Genomic DNA, 18,187 nt, shown 5'->3' with positions numbered 1-18,187 from the left:
ATGAGCATGCTGAACCGGCCCGCGAGCGGCACAGACACCGGCGAGATCGTCGCGTCGATGCGCGACTACGAGAGCGCGCAGAAGACGGTCTCGAAGCTGATCGCGGGGGAGGTGCCGGCGCGCGACATCGCCATCGTCGGTCAGAGCGTGCGCACGGTCGAACGCGTGACCGGCAAGCTCGGCTACGCCGCCGCCGCGCGCTCCGGGGCGATCAACGGTGTGTTGATCGGGCTCTTCCTCGCCGCCATCCTCGTGCTCGGCAACCCGGAGGTGCCGATCCAGCTCTTCCTCGGCTTCGTCCTCATCGGCGTCGCGGTCGGGATGATCCTCAGCCTGGTCACCTACGCGATCGTCCGTCGCCGGCGCGACTTCGCCAGCGTCACGCAGTTCGCGGCCGATCACTACGAGGTCACCGTGCTGTCCTCGTCGCTGGGCAAGGCCCGGCAGGTCCTCGGCGCGAACAAAGTGGCGCCCGTGCGACCGCCGGTCAACCTCGACGAGCCGCCGCGTTACGGCGAGCGGATCACGCCCGGTGCGACTGCTCCTGACCCCGCCCCGGCACCCGGGGATCCCGTGATCCCGCCGCGCCCGGCCGACCCCGTCGCACCGCCAGTCGCCGACCCGGTCGCCGACCCCGAACCCGAGACGACCCCCGAGCCCGGGTCCGCATCGGCAGGGACCGCCGCTCCGTCGACCGTGACCCCGGTCGAGCCGGACGCCGCTCCCGGCACTCACGGCATCCAGGGCGAACGGGCATGACGGCGGCCTCCCCGCTCTCCGTCTGATGGTCGAGATCCAGGTCGCGCTCCCGACGGGACTCACCGCCGTGTCCGCCGACTGGACAGTCGGCGACAACGGGGCGACGGTGATCGTGGCCCACGGTGCAGGGACCGGCAAGGACCATCCGTTCCTCACCGGCTACGTCGATGCGCTGAGCACGATGGGCTTCTCGACCCTCCGCTTCAACTTCCCGTATGTGGAGCAGGGGCGACGGATGCCGGGACCCGCCGCGCATGCGATCGCCACATGGAACGCCGTCGCGGCCTTCGCACGCGAGTCCGATCCCTCGGCGACCCTGTGGGCGACGGGCAAATCGTACGGCGGACGCATGGCGTCGATGGCGGTCGCCGAGGGCATGCGTGTCGACGGTCTCGTCTACCTCGGGTACCCGTTGCATCCGCCCGGACGTCCGGAGAAGCCACGGGTCGAGCATCTGCCGGGGATCACGGTCCCGCAGCTGTTCGTGGAGGGGACGAACGATCCCTTCATCCAGCCGATCTCGCAGTTCGAGGAGGCGATCGCGACCTGTCGGGATGCGCGCGTCGTCTGGATCGACGGAGGAGGACACACCTTCGAGGTGAAGGGCCGCAAACGCCCCGCCGCGGAGATCGGGGCCGCACTCGCCCCGATCGTGGCGGAGTTCGCCCTCGGCGGCGCGGAGGAGTGAGGGCCTCGGTCGGACGCCCCCTCAGTCGATGAGCCTCGACAGCTCCTCATCCGCGAGCACGCGCCCCACGGTCGAGATGCCCAGTGCGCTCATCCGCGGGTTCGATTCCGCGTAATACCATCCGAGCCCGAGCGCCTGCTGCAGCGCCCATCCCGCGCCGCGCCGCCACTCGAGGTCGTCGACAGCCAGGCCCTCGCGGAGCAGGTGTCGTCCCGGCGCGTCGAAGAGGTGCCAGGCGGCGACCAGGTCGAGTGCGGGATCCGCGGGACCGAAGTCTCCGCCGTCGAGCACACCGGCCAGGCGGGTATCGCCCTCGTGCTCCGCGACGAGGAGATTGAACGGCGTGAGGTCCCGGTGGCTCATCACCGGAGCGCTGGCGGACGGGAGCTCGCGCAGCACCGACCAGAGCCGCCCTGCGCGGGCCGCATCGAAGAGATGCGCACTCCGCCTCAGGCACGTCGCGACCCATTCGTCGTGGTCTCCGAGGTCTCCGCCCCGGCCCCTGCCGTCGAACACACGGTCGCGCACGTCGACGGTGCGCAGCGCCCGGATGAGGGCGACCAGGTCGTGCGCGAGCGTCTCGGACGTGGAGGAGAGCACAGGATCCGCCGGGTCACCCTCGATCCACGTCTGCACAGCCCAGGCCGAGTCGAACTCCTCCGACGCGGAGGCGGTGCCGTAGGAGCGCGGCGCGGGGAACGGGCTCGACGCCGCGAACTCCTCGAGTGCTGCGGCCTCGCGGACGAGCTCGTGCGCCGCTGCCCCGAGGAGGGGGAAGCGGGCGACGAGTCCGTCGCCCACCCGGATGATCCTGTTCACCGTGCCCGTCATGGGGACCGGTCGCAGGGTCTCGCCACGGAGCTCGGGGAAGCGGCGCGCGATCAGGTGCGCCGCGACCTCGGTCTCGAGTGCGAGCTCGCCCTCATGCATCCGTCGGTGTCAGCTCTGCAGTCGCGCCATCCACGCCTCGACCTCGTCGGCCGTGCGGGGGATGCCGGCCGAGAGGTTCACGGGGCCGTCGTCGGTCATCACGATGTCGTCCTCGATGCGCACGCCGATGCCACGGAGTTCGGCCGGCACGGTGAGGTCGTCGATCTGGAAGTAGAGTCCAGGTTCGATCGTGAACACCATGCCCGGGGCGAGGATGCCGTCGTAGTACATCTCGCGACGGGCCTGGGCGCAGTCGTGCACATCGATGCCGAGGTGGTGCGAGGTGCCGTGCACCATGTACCGACGGTGCTGGCCGCCCTTGTCGGCATCCAGAGCCTCTTCGGCGGTGACGGGCAGCAGACCCCACTCGGCCGTCCGCTCGGCGATGACCTTCATGGCGGCTCCGTGCACGTCACGGAAGCGTACACCGACCCGAGCGGCGGCGAATGCCGCGTCGGCGGCCTCGCGCACCGTCTCGTAGACGCGCCGCTGCACGTCGGTGAACGTGCCGGAGACGGGCAGCGTGCGCGTGATGTCGGCGGTGTAGAGGCTGTCGGCCTCCACACCCGCATCCACCAGGATCAGGTCACCGGGAACCACGGTTCCGTCGTTGCGCGTCCAGTGCAGGTAGCAGGCGTGCGGGCCGGAGGCGGCGATCGTGTCGTAGCCCTCGCCGTTGCCGTCCTCGCGTGCGCGGCGGTGGAAGACGCCTTCCACGACGCGCTCGCCGCGTGCATGAGCCGTCGCGGCAGGAAGCTCGCGGATGATGTCGTCGAAGCCGTTCGCCGTGATCTCGACGGCGCGGCGCATCTCGGCGATCTCGAACTCGTCCTTGATGAGCCGCAACTCCGAGACGAAGCGGGTGAGGGTCTCGTCCTCGTCGAGCACCAGCTCGCCCTCGACGGCTTCCCTGTCGTCCAGATGGGCGGTGGCGATGTCGAGGTCGGCGGCGACGCCGGCGAGGGACGGTCGCGGACCGATCCAGAACTCTCCGACCGTGGCGTCGGCGTAGAACTCCGTCGTCGTGCGGTCGGCGCGCTCGCGGAAGAAGAGGGTGACGTCGTGGCCGGTCTCGGTCGGTGCGAAGACGAGGACCGAGTCGGGCTCGGCATCCGATGCCCACCCGGTGAGGTGTGCGAAGGCGGAATGCGCGCGGAAGACGTAGTCGGTGTCGTTGCTGCGTTGCTTGAGAGAGCCGGCAGGGATCATGAGGTGCTTGCCGGGGAAGGCCGCGGAGACGGCGGCGCGACGCGTGGCCGCGTACGACGCCTGGGTGCGCGGCGCGGGAAGCGTCTCCGGGCGCTCGGCCCAACCGGTCGAGATCGTGTCGAGGAAGCCCTGGGGGAAGGGCTGCTTGCGGTTGGTGGTGCCGTTGTCGACAGACGCTTCGACGGTGGGTTCTGCGATCGTGTCGCGCTCTCCTGTGCTCATCCCTCCAGTCTGTCACCTGGCGGGCGGGTGCGGGAGTCAGCCGGCGGGCTCGAGCTGCACGACCAGAGCGCGGTGGTCGCTGCCACCGGCATCGTCCAGCACGACCGACCCCGTCGGAGACCAGTTCTGCGACGCCATCACATGATCGATCGGGGCGCCGGCGAGGGCAGGGAGAGAGCTCGGCCAGGTACCCGTGAGGCCGTTGCCGGTGCGGGATGCGACATCGCGGCAGTAGCCGATATCTCCGCCCTCGACTCCGAGAGGGGCCATGTGGTCGATCGTCGCGTTGAAGTCACCGGCCAGGATGAAGTCGCCCTGGGGGCACTGATCCGCGATCCACTGCAGGTCGCTGCGCCACTGCTGCATCTCCTCCATGCGCGGCGCGACCGCGTGCACGGCGACGATGGTGGGGCCAGAGCCGTCGATCGGCATGAGCACGACGCTGGGCACCGAGCCGGTGTTGCTGGTGCCGTCCTTCGCCGACTCGATCACGGAGTACTCGCCGAGGTCCGGGGCGACCAGCACGGTCGTCTGCCACGACTGCGGCCCGTCCTGCACATCCGGGCGGAACTGCACGTGGTGCACCCACATCGGGTGTCCCTGCTCGCGGAGCATGATAGCGATGCGCTCGCCGACGGCCTCGGTCGTCTCGGGGAGGGCGACGATGTCGGCCCCCTGATCGAGGATCTGCTGGGCGATCGCCTCGGCAGACACCGCTTCTCCCGCCGTGTTCCAGGTGAGCACGCGGACACTGTCCTCGGTCTTCTCCGGGAGTGCGGATCCCCCGAAACCGCGAACGGCACCGATCGCCGCGGTCGCGCCGGCGCCGAGCAGCGCAACGATCAGGACGGAGGCGGCGAATCCGCGGAGCGGACGGGCGAACAGCAGCAGGAGCGCGAGCACCGCGACGACGAGGAAACCGCCGAGCACGATGCCGCGCGCGGACACAAGCTGCGCGAACGGGTAGGTCTGCTCGAGACGGAAGAACTGCGGCCACACCACGACCGCCGTCGCGATCGCGAGCAGCACGGTGAAGAGGATCCCCAGGAGACGAAACATCCCCACCAGCCTAGGAGCGTCGCCTGTGAAGTCCCTGCCTCGACATCCGCTTCCGTGCGCCTCCGCGTCCGCGCGGGTCGCCGCTCGGTACGCTCGGAGGATGGCCACTTCGTCCCACGGATTCGCCGGTCCCGCCGACCTGCACCTGCACTCCAACCATTCCGATGGCACGGAGTCGCCGGCCGAGGTCGTCCGGCAGGCGCACGCGCACGGGGTGCGCACGCTCGCGCTGACCGATCACGACCGCTCGACCGGTTGGGGCGAGGCGGGAGACGCCGCCGTCGCACGGGGGATGACCTTCATCCCGGGGATGGAGCTCTCCGCGAAGCACGAGTGGCGCAGCGTGCATGTTCTCGGCTACCTCTTCGATCCGGAGGATGACGCGCTGCGGGCCGAGACCGATCGCATCCGCGGTGATCGGATCGGCCGTGCCGAGCGGATCGTCCGCAACATCGGGCGAGACTACGACCTGCAGTGGGACGACGTGGTGGCGCAGACGGCACTCGACGCGACGGTGGGGCGTCCGCACATCGCCGACGCCCTCGTCGCCCGCGGCATCGTGCGGGATCGGAGCGAGGCGTTCGACGGCATCCTGCATCCACGGGAGGGGTACTACGAGCCGCATTACGCACCCGATCCGCTGACCGCTGTGCGTCTGATCACCGAGGCGGGGGGAGTGGCGATCATCGCCCACCCCGTGACGGCGGGGCGCGACCGCGTGATGCCCGTGGCGTTCATCGAGCGCCTCGTCGATGCAGGCCTCGGCGGGTTCGAGATCGAGCATCGCGAGAACACGGAGGCAGGCAAGCGGCTGTTGCGAGAGATCGCCGCGAAGCACGACCTCATCATCACGGGCTCGAGCGACTATCACGGCGACGGCAAGCCCAACCGTCCCGGCGAGAACACCACCTCTGACGAGATGGTGGCCAGGCTCATAGCACGCGGCACGGGCACCGCCCCGCGTTTTCCCTGATCCTCGGCATTCTGGCGGTCATCTCTCGGCGACCTGTCGAGCGGGACCGATACCGTCCGAGGCATGCAGCGAGCGACTTCCCTCGAGCGACGCGTCGACGCGTGGGCTCATCGCCTCCTCCGCGATTCCCCGTCGAACGGCATCCGCGCCGGCCTGATCGAGTTCGCGGTGTTCGTCGTCAAGCAGGCGTGGGCGTGCATCTTCGGGGCGGCGCTGCTGGTCCTGATCGTCGCCGCGCGTCTGTGGTACCCCGACGATGCGGTGCTCGCCCGCAACGACGCACTCACCATCGCCGCTGTGCTCATCCAGGTGGCGATGCTCGTCTTCCGACTGGAGAGCGGGCGTGAGCTGTGGGTCATCGTCCTGTTCCACATCACCGGCACCGCCATGGAGCTCTTCAAGACCGACGTGGGGTCGTGGGCGTATGCCGCGGACGGGATTCTCCGCATCGGCGGTGTCCCGCTGTTCAGCGGTTTCATGTATGCGGCGGTCGGGTCGTACATGGTGCGCGTCTATCGACTGTTCGACCTCGGGTTCACGCGGTATCCGCGGCGATGGATGACGGCCGTCCTCGCAGCGGCGATCTACCTCAACTTCTTCACCCACCACTGGTGGTGGGATGCCCGCTGGGTGCTCCTGGCGGGAGTCGTGGCGCTCTGGCTGCCCACAGTGATGCACGCGCGGGTGTGGCGGCGCACGATCCGTCTGCCGCTCCTGGCCGTCTTCGGCGGGGTCGCGGTGTTCATCTATCTCGCGGAGAACATCGGCACGTGGGCGGGCGCATGGGCCTACCCGGATCAGGCCGGAGGCTGGCAGCCGGTCTCGTTGAGCAAGCTGAGCTCGTGGTTCCTGCTGATGATCATCTCGGTCGTGCTGGTCGCCTGGGTGTATCCGCCGCAGGTGCCGGCAGCCGTGCTGCGCACGGCCGACGAGGCACGCGCACAGGAGTCGGATGTCGGCGACCGACGGTGAACCCGCCGCAACCGGCTCTCGGCTTCCGCGTCCACACATGCGAGAGGGCGCATACGCCGGAGTGAACCCGGTGGATGCGCCCTCTCGGTGACGTGCTCAGGCCCCGGTGACGGGAGCCGCGCCGGCGCCGGAACCGCCACGGCGACGACGGCGACGACGTGCCGGAGCCGGCTTGCCGTCGTGGTGCTCCTTGCCCGCACCGTCATGCGTGCCCGCGCCCTCGGCACCGCGATCGGCGGCCGGTGCGGACTGCCCCTCGCCGGACGTCGAGTCTGCCGCGCCTTCGGTGAAGGTCGAACCGACCGGAGTCGTGCTGTTCCGACGGCGACGACGGCGGCGGGTGCCGCCCTCATCGGTCCCCTCGGCGGCGGCGTCGGCCGCGCGCTCGGGTCGACGGGTGCGCTCGGTCTTCACGGACTCCGTCTTGGGCGCCGACACCAGGCGGCCCTTCGTGCCCTGGGGGATGTTGAGGTCCTCGTACAGATGCGGGCTGGACGAGTAGGTCTCGATGGGCTCGGGCTGGCCGAACTCGAGGGCGCGGTTGATCAGGGCCCACTTGTGCAGGTCTTCCCAGTCGACGAAGGTGACCGCGATGCCGGTCTTGCCCGCGCGGCCCGTACGGCCTGCACGGTGCAGGTACGTCTTGTCCTCATCCGGGATCGTGTGGTTGATGACGTGCGTCACGTCATCGACGTCGATGCCTCGGGCGGCCACGTCGGTCGCGACCAGGACGTCGCGCTTGCCCGCCTTGAAGGCGGCCATCGAGCGCTCGCGCTGATCCTGACCCATGTCACCGTGCACGCCACCCACATTGAAGCCGCGGTCGCTCAGCTCGTCGACGAGGCGCTGCGCCGCGCGCTTCGTGCGGGTGAAGATCACGGTCTTTCCGCGACCCTCGGCCTGCAGGATGCGGGCGATGACCTCGTCCTTGTCCATCGAATGCGCACGGTAGACGAGGTGCTTGATGTTCGCCTGCGTGAGGCCCTCGTCGGGGTCGTTCGCACGGATGTGGATCGGGTTCGACATGAAGCGACGCGCGAGGGCGACGATCGGGCCGGGCATCGTCGCGGAGAACAGCTGCGTGTGACGGACGGCCGGGACTTTCTGGAAGATCTTCTCGATGTCGGCGAGGAAGCCGAGGTCGAGCATCTTGTCGGCCTCGTCGAGCACGACCTCGGTGGCGTGCGAGAGGTCGAGCAGGCGCTGACCGGCGAGGTCGATCAGTCGACCGGGCGTGCCGACCACGATCTGCGCGCCGGCCTTGAGCTGGTCGATCTGACCTTCGTAGGCCTTGCCGCCGTAGATGGCGACGACGCTGGTCGAGCGGTTGCTGGTGAGCAGGTCGATGTCTTCGTACACCTGCACCGCGAGCTCGCGCGTCGGCACCACGATGAGTGCCTTGACGCCGTGCTCCGGGTCCTTGCCGAGGCGCTGGACGACGGGGATGCCGAAGCCGAAGGTCTTGCCTGTTCCCGTCTTGGCCTGACCGATGATGTCCTGGCCGGGAAGGCCGAGGGGGATGGTCTGCTCCTGGATGGGGAACGCGTCGACGATGCCCTTGGCGGCGAGTGCGTCGACGATGTCCTGATCGATGCCGAGATCGGCGAAAGTTGTCACTTTATTCAGATTGCCTGTCCGGCGAGCCTGCGGGATCGCCACGTTAACGGATCCACGCCGTCTCTTGTGCCACAGGCGCGGGGCCCCGCTCCGACGGCGGGGACACGCCCAGCCTACCCGAGGGGCGCATCCGGCCAGGAAGGAGCGTTCGGCACGAGTATTGTGAACGTCGTGGTGGACTCGGGAGGACGACCTCGTGGTTAAGTGGTTCTGGCAGCGCGACGACGCGCCGCGACGCACCCTCGCGCTGCGCGGCAGAGGCGAGCAGGGGGATGCGACGCGCATCGATTTCGCCGAACTCGCTCCCGAGCTCAATCGGTTCCTCGGGCAGGCCGCCTATCTGCAACTGGGCTACTTCGAGACGCTGACGCGTCTCATCCGCGCCACGACCGCGCTCTCCGAGAAGGAGTCGCTGTCTCGTGCGGCAGGGGCCGCCTTGACCAAGCATCGGGGGATCGTGGAGCTCATCGCCGAGCACGGTGACGACCCCACGCAACTGATGCTCCCGTTCCGGGAGAACCTCGACGCGTTCCGTCGAAAGACCATCGGCGCGCGCCCACGGGAGACGCTTCTCGCCGTGTACATCACCGCCGGAATGCTCGACGACTTCTATCTCGCGCTGGCGTCCAGCTACGGAGACACCGGGCGGCGCGTGGCGGAGATCCTCCGCGAGGACGACGCTCGACACGAGATCGTCGCCATCATCCAGGAGACGATCGAGAGCGACGAGGAGTGGCGTTCGCTGCTGTCGATGTGGGCGCGCCGCCTGGTCGGCGACACGATCCTCGTCTGCCGCTCTGCGCTGCGGCCCGAGCGTCTCGAGATCGACGAGGAGCGCATCGAACCGGTCTACACCGAGCTCATGGGTGCGCACGCTCGTCGCATGGACGCGATGGGACTGGCGTCCTAGGCGACACAGTTCGACGGCTCAGATGCCCAGCGCCGCCCTGCTCTGCGCGTCGGAGCGCTTGCGCATCCCGGTGATGGCCACGGTCGCCAGTGCGGCCACGACGGGAGCGCCGAGGACGCTCGCGAGCCACAGCCAGATGCTGTCCTCGCCCACACCGGCCCACTGCAGGCCCGTGTAGGTGAGCGCCGAAACGGCGGTGGCGATCGCCGGGGTCAGGGCGACGCCGCGCAGCTCGCGATCACGGATCAGGAAGTGCGCGGCGATTCCCAGAGCGCACGCGCCGATGAGTGCGAGGAGGATGTACATCGCGCGGTCAGGCGACGAAGCCGACGCGGCGCGATTCCTCGGTGCCCAGCTCGATGTAGGCGAGGTTCGCGGTCGGGACGATGTAGGAGTTGCCCTTCACGTCGGCGAAGCTCACGTGCGACGCGCTCTGCTCGAGCGCCGCGGCGACCTGGGTGCGGACCTCTTCAGCGCTGGCGCCGGTGTCGAAGCTCAGTTCACGGCCGGTGTTGATGATGCCGATGCGGATTTCCACGCGTGCTCCTTGAAGTTCGGGGACTGCGCCAACTCTACCCCGCGGGCACCGGGCAGGATCGGCCGCGGGGACCGGTTTCGCCGTGAGCGCACAGCGCGGACGACTGCGACCCCGGACGTGCCTGGCGGGTGCGGGCTGCGATGTCCGCACGTCCGGATAGCGTGGAGGTCATGACACCCGATACCGCTCAGCGCGCTGTGATCGCCGCAGAGCCGTCGGCATCCGGTGTCATCATCGGCGCGCCGGGAACGGGCAAGACGCGCACCCTCATCGAGCGTGTCGTGCACCTGCTCGACGTCGAGGGGCTGCGCCCCGAACAGGTCCTCGCCCTCACCCCGAACCGCCAGGCGGCGACGGCTCTGCGCGATCGGATCGGCGTGCGCATCGGTCAGGCGACGCCGGGACCGTTGGCCAGATCGCTCGGTTCCTTCGCCTTCCAGATCGTCCGTGGAGCGATGGTGCGAGAAGGAGCCGAACCGCCGGCGCTGCTGACCGGTGCCGATCAGGACCGCATCATCGCCGAGCTGCTCGCCGGAGATGCGGAAGACGGGCGCATCCGGTGGCCCGACGCGCTGAGCCCTTCCGTGCGCGCCTCGAAGGGGTTCCGCTCCGAGCTGCGTGCCTTCCTCGCCGAGTGCACCGAGATCGGCGTCGGCGCCGCGGAACTCCGGGCCTCGGGAAACGAGGTGTGGGTGGCGACGGCGGAGTTCCTCGTCGAGTACCGCATGGTCCTCGACGCGCTCCGCTCGGCGCACCGCGACGCCGCTGATCTGCTCAGCGAGGCGAGCACCATCCTGGATACGGCAGACGCGAACACCCTCGGCCCGCTCGCTCCCTTGCGCGTGGTGCTCATCGATGACGCGCAGGAGCTCACCCGCGGTGGGATCGCCGTCGTGACGGCCTTGCGCAGCCGCGGGATCGCCGTGCACGCCTTCGGCGATCCTGACATCTCATCCGGGTCGTTCCGTGGAGCCAGCCCCGAGCTGTTCGCCCAGCTCGCCGGCGTGCTGGGAGACGTGCACGTACTCGACGGGCCGCACCGCCAGCGTCCGGCGCTCACGGCGCTCACCCGCACCGTGACGCAGGCGATCGGCGTGTCCGGACGGGTCGAGCACCGGCGCGCTCCGGTGCCGGTGACCGCCGAAGAGGTCGAAGCCGGAGTCGCGACGTTCGTTGCTCCTTCCCCCTATGAGGAGCTCGATCGCATCGCCGGCGTCATGCGCGAGTGGCACCTCTCCGACGGCATCCGCTGGGACCGGATGGCGGTCATCGCCCACGACACCCGGCAGGTCACCGCACTCGAGACCGAACTCGCCGCCAGGGAGATCCCGACACGAGCGGCCGGTGTGCAGCGCCCGCTCGGCAGCGAGGGGATCGTACGCGACATCGTCGGCATCGTGCGTCTGGCACTCACCCCGGTCGAAGAGCGCACGTCGCCCGCACTCGAGGAGGCGCTGCGCACCCCCTTCGGAGGGATGGACGCGATCGGGCTGCGGCGACTGCGTGCGCGCCTCCGACACGTCGAACTCGAGCAGGGAGGATCGACGCCTGCACGCGAACTGCTGCGCCGGGCGATGGCGAATCCTGCGCACCTCACGCTGATCGACGCTCCGGAATCGCGCACGGCCGAACGGTTCGCCGAGACGATCGAAGCGCTCTCCCGCGGTGCGGCGGCGGGGGAGACGATCCACGACCTGCTGTGGCGGGTCTGGGATCAGGCTCGGGCCGTCGACGGCCGGCGGCTGCAGATCGCCTGGCGCGAGATCTCGCTGCTGCCGACGGGAGCGGAGACGGCTCGTTCGCTCGATGCGCTGGTCTCTCTGTTCGACGCCGCGAAGCGCTTCGTCGAGCGTACGCCGAACGAGAGGCCCGAGGTCTTCGTGCGCGACATCCTCGACAGCGAGGTTCCGGAGGATTCGCTGTCAACTCCCGACCGGCCGGGAAAGGTCACGCTGCTGACCCCCGCCACCGCCCTCGGCACGGAGTTCGACGCGGTCGTGGTCGCCGGCGTGCAGGACGGCATCTGGCCGAACGTGCGGTTGCGTGGCGGTCTGCTGCAGACCTGGCGTCTGCCGGATGCGATCCAGGCCGCCCGCACGGGGATCTCCATCGAGGCTCCAGGGGTCCTCGACCGTCGACGTGCGGCACTGCACGATGAGCTCCGGCTCTTCGTGCGCGCTGTGTCGCGCGCACGCGATCGTCTCCTGATCACGGCGGTGGACGACGACGACCTCACGCCCAGCCCGTTCTTCGGCTTCCTTCCTGCGCCGGAACCACCCGAGCGGCATGCCTCGGCGGAGCACCCGCTCACCCTGCGCGGACTCGTCGCGCGGCACCGACGCACGCTCACGACGACGGTCGCCGAGCCGGTGCGCCGTGCCGCCGCGGCACAGCTCGCCGTCCTCGCTCGCGAAGGCGTCCCTGGAGCCGACCCGGCGGAGTGGTACGGGATCACCCCGCCATCGACGCAGGCGCCGCTGCGCGATCTCGCCGTCACCGGAGCCCGGGTATCGCCCTCGAAGATGGACTCCTACGAGGAATGTGGCCTCAACTGGGTCGTCTCGGCGCTCGGCGGCGACACCGTGATGCCGCCGACCGCCGGCATCGGCACGATCGTGCACGAGGCGATGGAGAGGGTACCCGAAGGAGATCTCGAGCGGATGCGGGAGATCGTGGCCGAGCACTGGCCGGAGCTCGATTTCGAGACCGAGTGGATCGGGCGCAAGGAACGACGTCGTGCCGATCTGCTCGTCGATCGGCTGCACACCTACCTGGGCGACGTGCGCCGGGAGGGAGGGCGCGTCATCGGCAGTGAGGTCGAGTTCCGCTTCGCCGTCGACGTGGCTCCCGCGACCGACGAGGAGATCGCGCCGACGGTGCACGCGGTGGGGGAGGACCAGGCGAATAAGGCGATCATCCACGGCTACATCGACCGTGTGGAAGCCTACCCGCCGGGCGCCGGCGAGCATCCGACAGCTCGAGGCCGCGGCTGGGAGCCGATGTCGGGGGGTCCTGACGGCCCGACGGTCGTGGTCGATCTGAAGACGGGGAAGAATGATCCCGAATCCGACTCCGGTGTGATCGAGCACGCGCAGCTGGCCGCCTATCAGGTGGCGGTCCAGCAGGGACTGATCGAGGGGGCGCCGTCGTCGTCGCTGGCCGGCGCTCGACTCGTGATCGTCTCCAAGACACTCGCCAAGAGCGACTACCGCATCGCCCATCAGCACACGCTCGACGATGAGTCGCGAACGGCGTTCCTGAAGCGCGTGTCGGATGCGGCTCGCGGTATGTCGGCATCGAGCTTCACCGCGCAGGTCGAGTCGCACTGTGCGGACACGCAGCGCCGGGTGCACCCCTGCCGCATCCATACTGTGCCGGCGGTGAGCTCATGACGGGCGTGAGCGGGCCGGAGCGGAGCGGAGCAGGGTGGAGCGGCGGTGCGGGCATCTCCGCCACAGACATCGCGGCTGCGCTGGGGCAACCGTCGCCGACACCCGCACAGCAGCGGGTGATCGAAGCGCCGCCGGAGCCTGCCCTCGTCGTCGCCGGAGCAGGAAGCGGTAAGACCGAGACGATGTCGGGGCGGGTGGTCTGGCTCGTGGCCAACGGGCACGTCCGCCGCGACGAGATCCTCGGCCTCACCTTCACGCGCAAAGCCGCAGGAGAGCTCGCGGAACGGATCGCCCATCGGCTCGCGGTCATCGACGAGTACGGACGCCGGGGGCTCCTCCCGCATCTGCCCGAGATCGTGGCGGACGGGTCACTTCGGAGGGTCGACGAGGCCGTGCCGGGCCGACAGCGTGAGCTGGTGCGCGCGCACGTGCTCGACGAACTCGCTGCGCACCGCGGAACGGGATGGGATCCGGTGACCCCTCGTGCTGCGGAAGACCTGATGATCCGGCCGCGCGTCTCGACCTACAACGCCTTCGCCGACGGCATCGTCCGTGAGCACGCGGCGCGCATCGGACGGGACCCCGACGTGGCGATGCTCAGCCAGGCCGCCTCCTGGATGCTGGCACGCGAAGTGGTGCTCCGCAGCGACCTCCCCGAGCTGGAGAACATCGATTTCGCGCTCGGCACGGTCATCGACGCTGTGCAGAGGCTCGCCGGCGATGCCCTCGACCACCGCGTCGACCTCGACCGTGCCGAGCACATCGCCCGCGATCAGGCACTCGCGTTCGAGCCCTATCGGGGCAACGCCGACGTCGAGAAGGCGGCGGTGAACCTGCTCAGTCTGCCGACGCTGACCCGCCTCGTGCGCGACTACATCGCCGAGAAACAGCGCCGAGGCGTGCTCGACTTCGCCGACCAGGTGGGCGGGGCCTACGACATCGTCGAATCGGCTCCCGACGTACGGGCCGAACTGCGCGAGCAGCACCGTGTCGTGCTGCTCGACGAGTACCAAGACACGTCGGTCATCCAGACCCGCTTCCTCGCCGAGCTGTTCCGCGACTCCGCGGTGATGGCCGTGGGCGACCCGCATCAGTCGATCTACGGTTGGCGAGGTGCGAGCGCCGACAACCTCTACGCCTTCTCCCGCACGTTCTCGAGCACCGCAGCGGCGCAGACCTACAGCCTCATGACCAGCTGGCGCAATGATCGAGGCATCCTCGGGATCGCGAACCGCGTGCTCGAACCCCTGCAACGCCCGGGGCTCGACGTGCCGCCGCTCGAACCGCGCCCCGGCGCCGGGGAAGGCACCGTGACCATCGAGTACCCGTTCACGGTGGACGAAGAGGCATCCGCCGTGGCGGAATGGTTCGCCGAGCGCCGTGCCGCGCACGACGCCCGCAGCGCCGGTGAGTCCCCGGGCGCGAAGCCGCACACCGGAGCTATCCTGTTCCGTTCGAAACGCCACATGCAGACGTTCGCCGCCGCGCTCGCGGCGCGTGGCATCGCGCACCGCATCCTCGGCCTCGGCGGTCTGTTGGCGACGCCGGAGGTGGTCGACGTCGTGTCGACGCTGCGCGTGGTGCACGACCCCACCGCGGGGTCGGCGCTCATCCGCCTTCTCACGGGTCCTCGTTTCGGTGTCGGCGTTGCCGACATGGCGGCGCTCTACGACCTCGGGCGCACACTCTCCGAGCGCGACCCCGCCATGGCTCCGTTGCCCGAGGAGGTGCGCGCGCGGCTGCGTTCCTCGCGGGGGGCCGACGAGGCGGTCTCGATCATCGACGCGGTCGACGTGGTGCGTGCGGTGCGCGACGACTATCGGCTCCTCGCGTCCATCACGCCCGACGGCAGGGCGAGGGTGCGTGCGGCGGGGGAGATGCTCGAGCGACTGCGCCGCGCGTCCTCCCAGCCGATCCCCGAGCTGATCCGGCTGGTCGAGCTCGAACTGCGGCTGGACATCGAGTTGGCGGCCAACGAGACCAGAGGCCCGGCCCGTGTCGCCGCGACCCAGCTGCGGGCCTTCGCCGATGAGGTACGAGCCTTCCTCGCGGCGGACGAGCGGGGGAGCATCGGCAGTCTGCTCGCGTGGCTCGACAAGGCCGAGAGCACCGACGAGCTCATGCCCCGGCCCGAGCCGCCGGAGGCCGGAGTCGTGCAACTGCTGACGATCCATGGGTCGAAGGGGCTGGAATGGGACGCGGTCGCCGTGGTGCGGCTCGTGGTCGACGAGCTTCCCAGCCGGGTCTCCGACACCTCCGGCTGGTTCGGCTTCGGAGTCGTTCCGTTTGCTCTGCGCGGTGACCGCGACGCGCTGCCCCGATTCGAGTGGGATCCGGTCGAGGCGATGGGCGACGAGGCCGACCCCGTCAAGCGCCAGAAGCTCGCGCAGGCCTCACTGTCCGGTGGTGCGACGAAGGCGAATCCCCGGGGCGGCGCGATCAAACGCTTCAAGGATGCCTACCGGACCTATCAGCAGCAGGAGGAGCGGCGTCTGGCGTACGTCGCGGTCACCCGCGCGCGCACCGATCTGCTTCTCAGCGGTGCGCATTGGGCAGGACAGAAGTCTCCGCGCACCCCGAGCCCCTATCTGGTCGAGGCCATCGAGGTGCAGGGGCTCGACGAGGTCGAGGCGGTCGACCCCGACGACAACCCCTATGACGGCCCCGGTTCGACGTTGCGGTGGCCCCTCGACCCGTTGGGGGCACGACGAGAGGTCGTGTCCGCGGCGGCTGCGGCCGTGGATGACGCCGCCCGCAGAGGGACGGCGGAACCGTCGGTGGAGCTCGCCCGCCTGCTGGCCGAGCGTGCGGCGAGGCAGCGCGGAACCGACGCGGACGCCCCGACGCGCGTCCCGGCATCGCGATTCAAGGACTACGTCACCGACTTCTCCGGCACGCTCTCCTCGATCGTCAGACCCATGCCCGAGCGACCGTACCGGCAGACCCGGCTCGGCACGCTGTTCCACGCCTGGGTGGAACAGCGTTCGGCGCTGGTCGGTGTCGGCAGCCGTCCGGATGAGGCCCTCTGGGAGCTCGACGAGGATGAGATCGCGTCGGAACCCGCGCAGGCGACGGTGGAGACGCGGGAGGGGGCGGCAGCGACCGCAGATGCCGCCGATCTCGCCGCTCTGCAGGCGACCTTCGAGCGCAGCGAATGGGGAGGACTGCAGCCGATCGCCGTCGAGATCGAGATCGACTTCGCCCTCGGCGCCGGACTTCCCTCGTCGGAGGTGGCAGGATCGCACATCGTCATCTGCAAGCTCGACGCCGTCTACCGACGCGCCGACCGTGGTGGACGCATCGAGATCGTGGATTGGAAGACCGGGAAGGCTCCGCGAACGGCAGACGAGCGCGAGGAGCGGATGCTGCAGCTGGCGCTCTACCGTCTGGCGTACCATCGGCGCTTCGACGTGCCTCTGGAGGACATCGACGTCGCGCTGTACTACGTCGCGGACGACCTGATCATCCGTGGCGACCGTGTCTACTCGGAGGAAGAGCTCTTCCAGCGCTGGAGCGCCGCCCGCGCCGCACGCTGAGCTTCGTCCGAGTCGGACTCGTCGTACTCGGCCGCAGCGTCCGATGCGGAAGGACGTGTCTGTTCGCGGGGCTCGAAACCACGGGTACCCGCGAAGATGCTCCGCGCCTCGGAGAGATCCTCGGTCTCGACATTGAGCATCTCGGTGCGGTGAGCGCTGTCGTCCTGGTCCCGGTCGGTCGTGCGTCCGGTGTCGATGGTGCGCACCGGTTCCAGTGACTCCGTGTCCTGCGGCGACGACTCCGCCTCCTCCGGGACTTCGATCCACAGTTCTTCGGGGTTGTAGGCATCGGTGTGCATGGAGGTGTCGACCTCGGCGACGGTATCCCGGGGCACGCGGTCGAGCGCGTCCATGGCGGAGTCGACGCCGGCAGCGCGGGCATCGATGATGCTGAGGTCGTCCGTTCGCAGGCCCTCGGCGAGAGCATCGAGCAGTGCGGCGGCATCGTCGACGATGTCCGGCCGATGCATGGAGTCGCCGTGCACGAGCCAGCGTGCGAACTCGAGTTCGGCGAGCAGGCGGGCTCGCACCTCGAGGCCGGGATCGGGGGCACGGTCGACGGCGCGGGCATACGCGGCGTGGACGTCGTCTGACGCATCGGGAGCTGCGGAGAGCCAGGAGAGGTCGACCGCCGGGTCTCCCACCGCGAGCCCATGCCAACCGACGAGGCCGACCACTTCGGGCCCGCGCTCCGGATCGTCGTCGAACAGGAACGAGGTCGACTGCACGCCTCCGAGGACCACGGTGGACTCGAAGCGCCAGAGGTCGTCGTCGGCGACGGCATCGCGCCAACGCACCGTGAGACGTGCCGGCACGCGCCCGGTGGCCGCCGCGGTGTCGATCAGGCGCTCCAACTCGGCGCGGCTCTCCTCGGCGGTGCGGGTTCCGAGTCCTGCGCCCCGGACGACCGAGGTGGGAAGGCCGTGCACGGCGGCGATCGCGGCTCCCATCGACGGCGCGGCACCGCGCCCCGCGGGCACCAGGGCCGCCTCGATCTGGAAGCCGGGGAGGAGCTCGGTGACGAGCGCGCGACCCTCGCCGATGCGCGTCTCCCCGATGTAGGCGGGCACGCGGAACGGCAGCATGGCGCGGGCGCCGTCGGTGAGCGCTCGAAGAGCGAGGGCTTCGGCGGCGAGTTCGCGCGCCGTCTCGTCGTCGTCCGCGACGCGGATCGCGAGTTCACGGCCGTCCGCCAGCGAGGCGATGGCGGAGTCGAATCGACCGTCGCCGTCCGCGCTCAGACCGCGGGCACCCGTGACCTCCGCCCCGGGCAGTGCGGCGGTCACTGCCGCGGCTAGAGTGAAAGGAGAGCGTCCCATGCCCCCAGGGTAGGTCGGCTCAGGGGCGGTCCCGCCTCCGCCACGCCCGTGAAAGAGGGAGTC

14 protein-coding genes are annotated in these 18,187 nt (G+C 69.8%); 7 read left to right on the top strand and 7 right to left on the bottom strand.

Features of this window, described 5'->3' with window-relative positions; all coding sequences use genetic code 11:
* Both GLO27_RS09335 and GLO27_RS09330 read left to right on the top strand, forming a co-directional pair.
* A complete protein-coding gene (locus GLO27_RS09335; RefSeq protein ID WP_167254523.1) occupies positions 1 to 759 on the top strand; it encodes a general stress protein in 759 nt (252 codons plus the stop codon).
* 25 nt (positions 760 to 784) lie between these two features.
* On the top strand, positions 785 to 1,447 hold the full coding sequence (locus tag GLO27_RS09330) for an alpha/beta family hydrolase (RefSeq protein WP_167254521.1): 663 nt from the start codon (positions 785 to 787) through the stop codon (positions 1,445 to 1,447).
* 21 nt (positions 1,448 to 1,468) lie between these two features.
* On the opposite strand, the gene GLO27_RS09325 is transcribed toward GLO27_RS09330, so the two are convergent.
* The 3 genes from GLO27_RS09325 to GLO27_RS09315 are packed head-to-tail and all read right to left on the bottom strand — an operon-like array spanning position 1,469 to position 4,867.
* Positions 1,469 to 2,377 carry a phosphotransferase gene (locus tag GLO27_RS09325; protein WP_167254519.1) on the bottom strand — a complete coding sequence of 303 codons (909 nt, stop codon included), beginning with the start codon at positions 2,375 to 2,377 and terminating at the stop codon, positions 1,469 to 1,471.
* 9 nt (positions 2,378 to 2,386) lie between these two features.
* On the bottom strand, positions 2,387 to 3,808 hold the full coding sequence (locus GLO27_RS09320; RefSeq protein ID WP_167254517.1) for an aminopeptidase P family protein: 1,422 nt from the start codon (positions 3,806 to 3,808) through the stop codon (positions 2,387 to 2,389).
* A gap of 36 nt (positions 3,809 to 3,844) precedes the next feature.
* Positions 3,845 to 4,867: an endonuclease/exonuclease/phosphatase family protein gene (locus GLO27_RS09315; protein ID WP_167254515.1), complete on the bottom strand. Its 1,023-nt coding sequence runs from the start codon at positions 4,865 to 4,867 to the stop codon at positions 3,845 to 3,847.
* A gap of 100 nt (positions 4,868 to 4,967) precedes the next feature.
* Between GLO27_RS09315 and GLO27_RS09310 the strand changes: the two genes are divergently transcribed.
* Both GLO27_RS09310 and GLO27_RS09305 read left to right on the top strand, forming a co-directional pair.
* Positions 4,968 to 5,840: a PHP domain-containing protein gene (locus GLO27_RS09310; protein WP_167254513.1), complete on the top strand. Its 873-nt coding sequence runs from the start codon at positions 4,968 to 4,970 to the stop codon at positions 5,838 to 5,840.
* Between the two features lie 63 nt (positions 5,841 to 5,903).
* The gene (locus GLO27_RS09305) at positions 5,904 to 6,812 is read left to right on the top strand and encodes a DUF817 domain-containing protein (RefSeq protein WP_167254511.1); all 909 of its coding nucleotides are present in this window, start codon (positions 5,904 to 5,906) and stop codon (positions 6,810 to 6,812) included.
* 96 nt (positions 6,813 to 6,908) lie between these two features.
* Here GLO27_RS09305 and GLO27_RS09300 read toward each other — a convergent pair whose 3' ends face one another.
* Positions 6,909 to 8,429, bottom strand: a complete 1,521-nt coding sequence (locus GLO27_RS09300) for a DEAD/DEAH box helicase (RefSeq protein WP_167254509.1) — start codon at positions 8,427 to 8,429, stop codon at positions 6,909 to 6,911.
* A gap of 196 nt (positions 8,430 to 8,625) precedes the next feature.
* Here GLO27_RS09300 and GLO27_RS09295 point away from each other — a divergent pair, with 196 nt between their 5' ends.
* The gene (locus GLO27_RS09295) at positions 8,626 to 9,339 is read left to right on the top strand and encodes a ferritin-like fold-containing protein (protein ID WP_021199631.1); all 714 of its coding nucleotides are present in this window, start codon (positions 8,626 to 8,628) and stop codon (positions 9,337 to 9,339) included.
* 18 nt (positions 9,340 to 9,357) lie between these two features.
* Here GLO27_RS09295 and GLO27_RS09290 read toward each other — a convergent pair whose 3' ends face one another.
* Positions 9,358 to 9,645 carry a hypothetical protein gene (locus tag GLO27_RS09290; RefSeq protein ID WP_021199632.1) on the bottom strand — a complete coding sequence of 96 codons (288 nt, stop codon included), beginning with the start codon at positions 9,643 to 9,645 and terminating at the stop codon, positions 9,358 to 9,360.
* Between the two features lie 7 nt (positions 9,646 to 9,652).
* Positions 9,653 to 9,877: a DUF3107 domain-containing protein gene (locus GLO27_RS09285; protein WP_017828623.1), complete on the bottom strand. Its 225-nt coding sequence runs from the start codon at positions 9,875 to 9,877 to the stop codon at positions 9,653 to 9,655.
* Between the two features lie 170 nt (positions 9,878 to 10,047).
* On the opposite strand from GLO27_RS09285, the gene GLO27_RS09280 reads away from it, so the two are divergent.
* Together GLO27_RS09280 and GLO27_RS09275 are read left to right on the top strand one after the other, a co-directional pair.
* On the top strand, positions 10,048 to 13,269 hold the full coding sequence (locus GLO27_RS09280; RefSeq protein WP_167254507.1) for an ATP-dependent DNA helicase: 3,222 nt from the start codon (positions 10,048 to 10,050) through the stop codon (positions 13,267 to 13,269).
* On the top strand, positions 13,266 to 16,805 hold the full coding sequence (locus GLO27_RS09275) for an ATP-dependent DNA helicase (protein ID WP_167254505.1): 3,540 nt from the start codon (positions 13,266 to 13,268) through the stop codon (positions 16,803 to 16,805). Before GLO27_RS09280 ends, GLO27_RS09275 begins: the two co-directional genes overlap by 4 nt.
* Here the strand turns inward: GLO27_RS09275 and GLO27_RS09270 are convergent.
* Positions 16,751 to 18,124, bottom strand: a complete 1,374-nt coding sequence (locus GLO27_RS09270; protein WP_208323587.1) for a hypothetical protein — start codon at positions 18,122 to 18,124, stop codon at positions 16,751 to 16,753. The genes GLO27_RS09275 and GLO27_RS09270 overlap by 55 nt on opposite strands.
* Between the last annotated feature and the right edge of the window lie 63 nt (positions 18,125 to 18,187).

Source organism: Microbacterium sp. Be9, from assembly GCF_011754135.1.
Classification (GTDB): Bacteria; Actinomycetota; Actinomycetes; order Actinomycetales; family Microbacteriaceae; genus Microbacterium; species Microbacterium maritypicum_A.
This window is presented reverse-complemented; position numbering and strand designations above follow the sequence as displayed.

What these genes read in the sequence shown, in the direction of transcription:
- GLO27_RS09335 (WP_167254523.1), top strand. Translation starts at nt 1, where the DNA reads ATGAGCATGCTGAACCGGCCCGCGAGCGGCACAGACACCGGCGAGATC.
- GLO27_RS09330 (WP_167254521.1), top strand. Translation starts at nt 785, where the DNA reads ATGGTCGAGATCCAGGTCGCGCTCCCGACGGGACTCACCGCCGTGTCC.
- GLO27_RS09325 (WP_167254519.1), bottom strand. Translation starts at nt 2,377, where the DNA reads ATGCATGAGGGCGAGCTCGCACTCGAGACCGAGGTCGCGGCGCACCTG.
- GLO27_RS09320 (WP_167254517.1), bottom strand. Translation starts at nt 3,808, where the DNA reads ATGAGCACAGGAGAGCGCGACACGATCGCAGAACCCACCGTCGAAGCG.
- GLO27_RS09315 (WP_167254515.1), bottom strand. Translation starts at nt 4,867, where the DNA reads ATGTTTCGTCTCCTGGGGATCCTCTTCACCGTGCTGCTCGCGATCGCG.
- GLO27_RS09310 (WP_167254513.1), top strand. Translation starts at nt 4,968, where the DNA reads ATGGCCACTTCGTCCCACGGATTCGCCGGTCCCGCCGACCTGCACCTG.
- GLO27_RS09305 (WP_167254511.1), top strand. Translation starts at nt 5,904, where the DNA reads ATGCAGCGAGCGACTTCCCTCGAGCGACGCGTCGACGCGTGGGCTCAT.
- GLO27_RS09290 (WP_021199632.1), bottom strand. Translation starts at nt 9,645, where the DNA reads ATGTACATCCTCCTCGCACTCATCGGCGCGTGCGCTCTGGGAATCGCC.
- GLO27_RS09280 (WP_167254507.1), top strand. Translation starts at nt 10,048, where the DNA reads ATGACACCCGATACCGCTCAGCGCGCTGTGATCGCCGCAGAGCCGTCG.
- GLO27_RS09275 (WP_167254505.1), top strand. Translation starts at nt 13,266, where the DNA reads ATGACGGGCGTGAGCGGGCCGGAGCGGAGCGGAGCAGGGTGGAGCGGC.
- GLO27_RS09270 (WP_208323587.1), bottom strand. Translation starts at nt 18,124, where the DNA reads ATGGGACGCTCTCCTTTCACTCTAGCCGCGGCAGTGACCGCCGCACTG.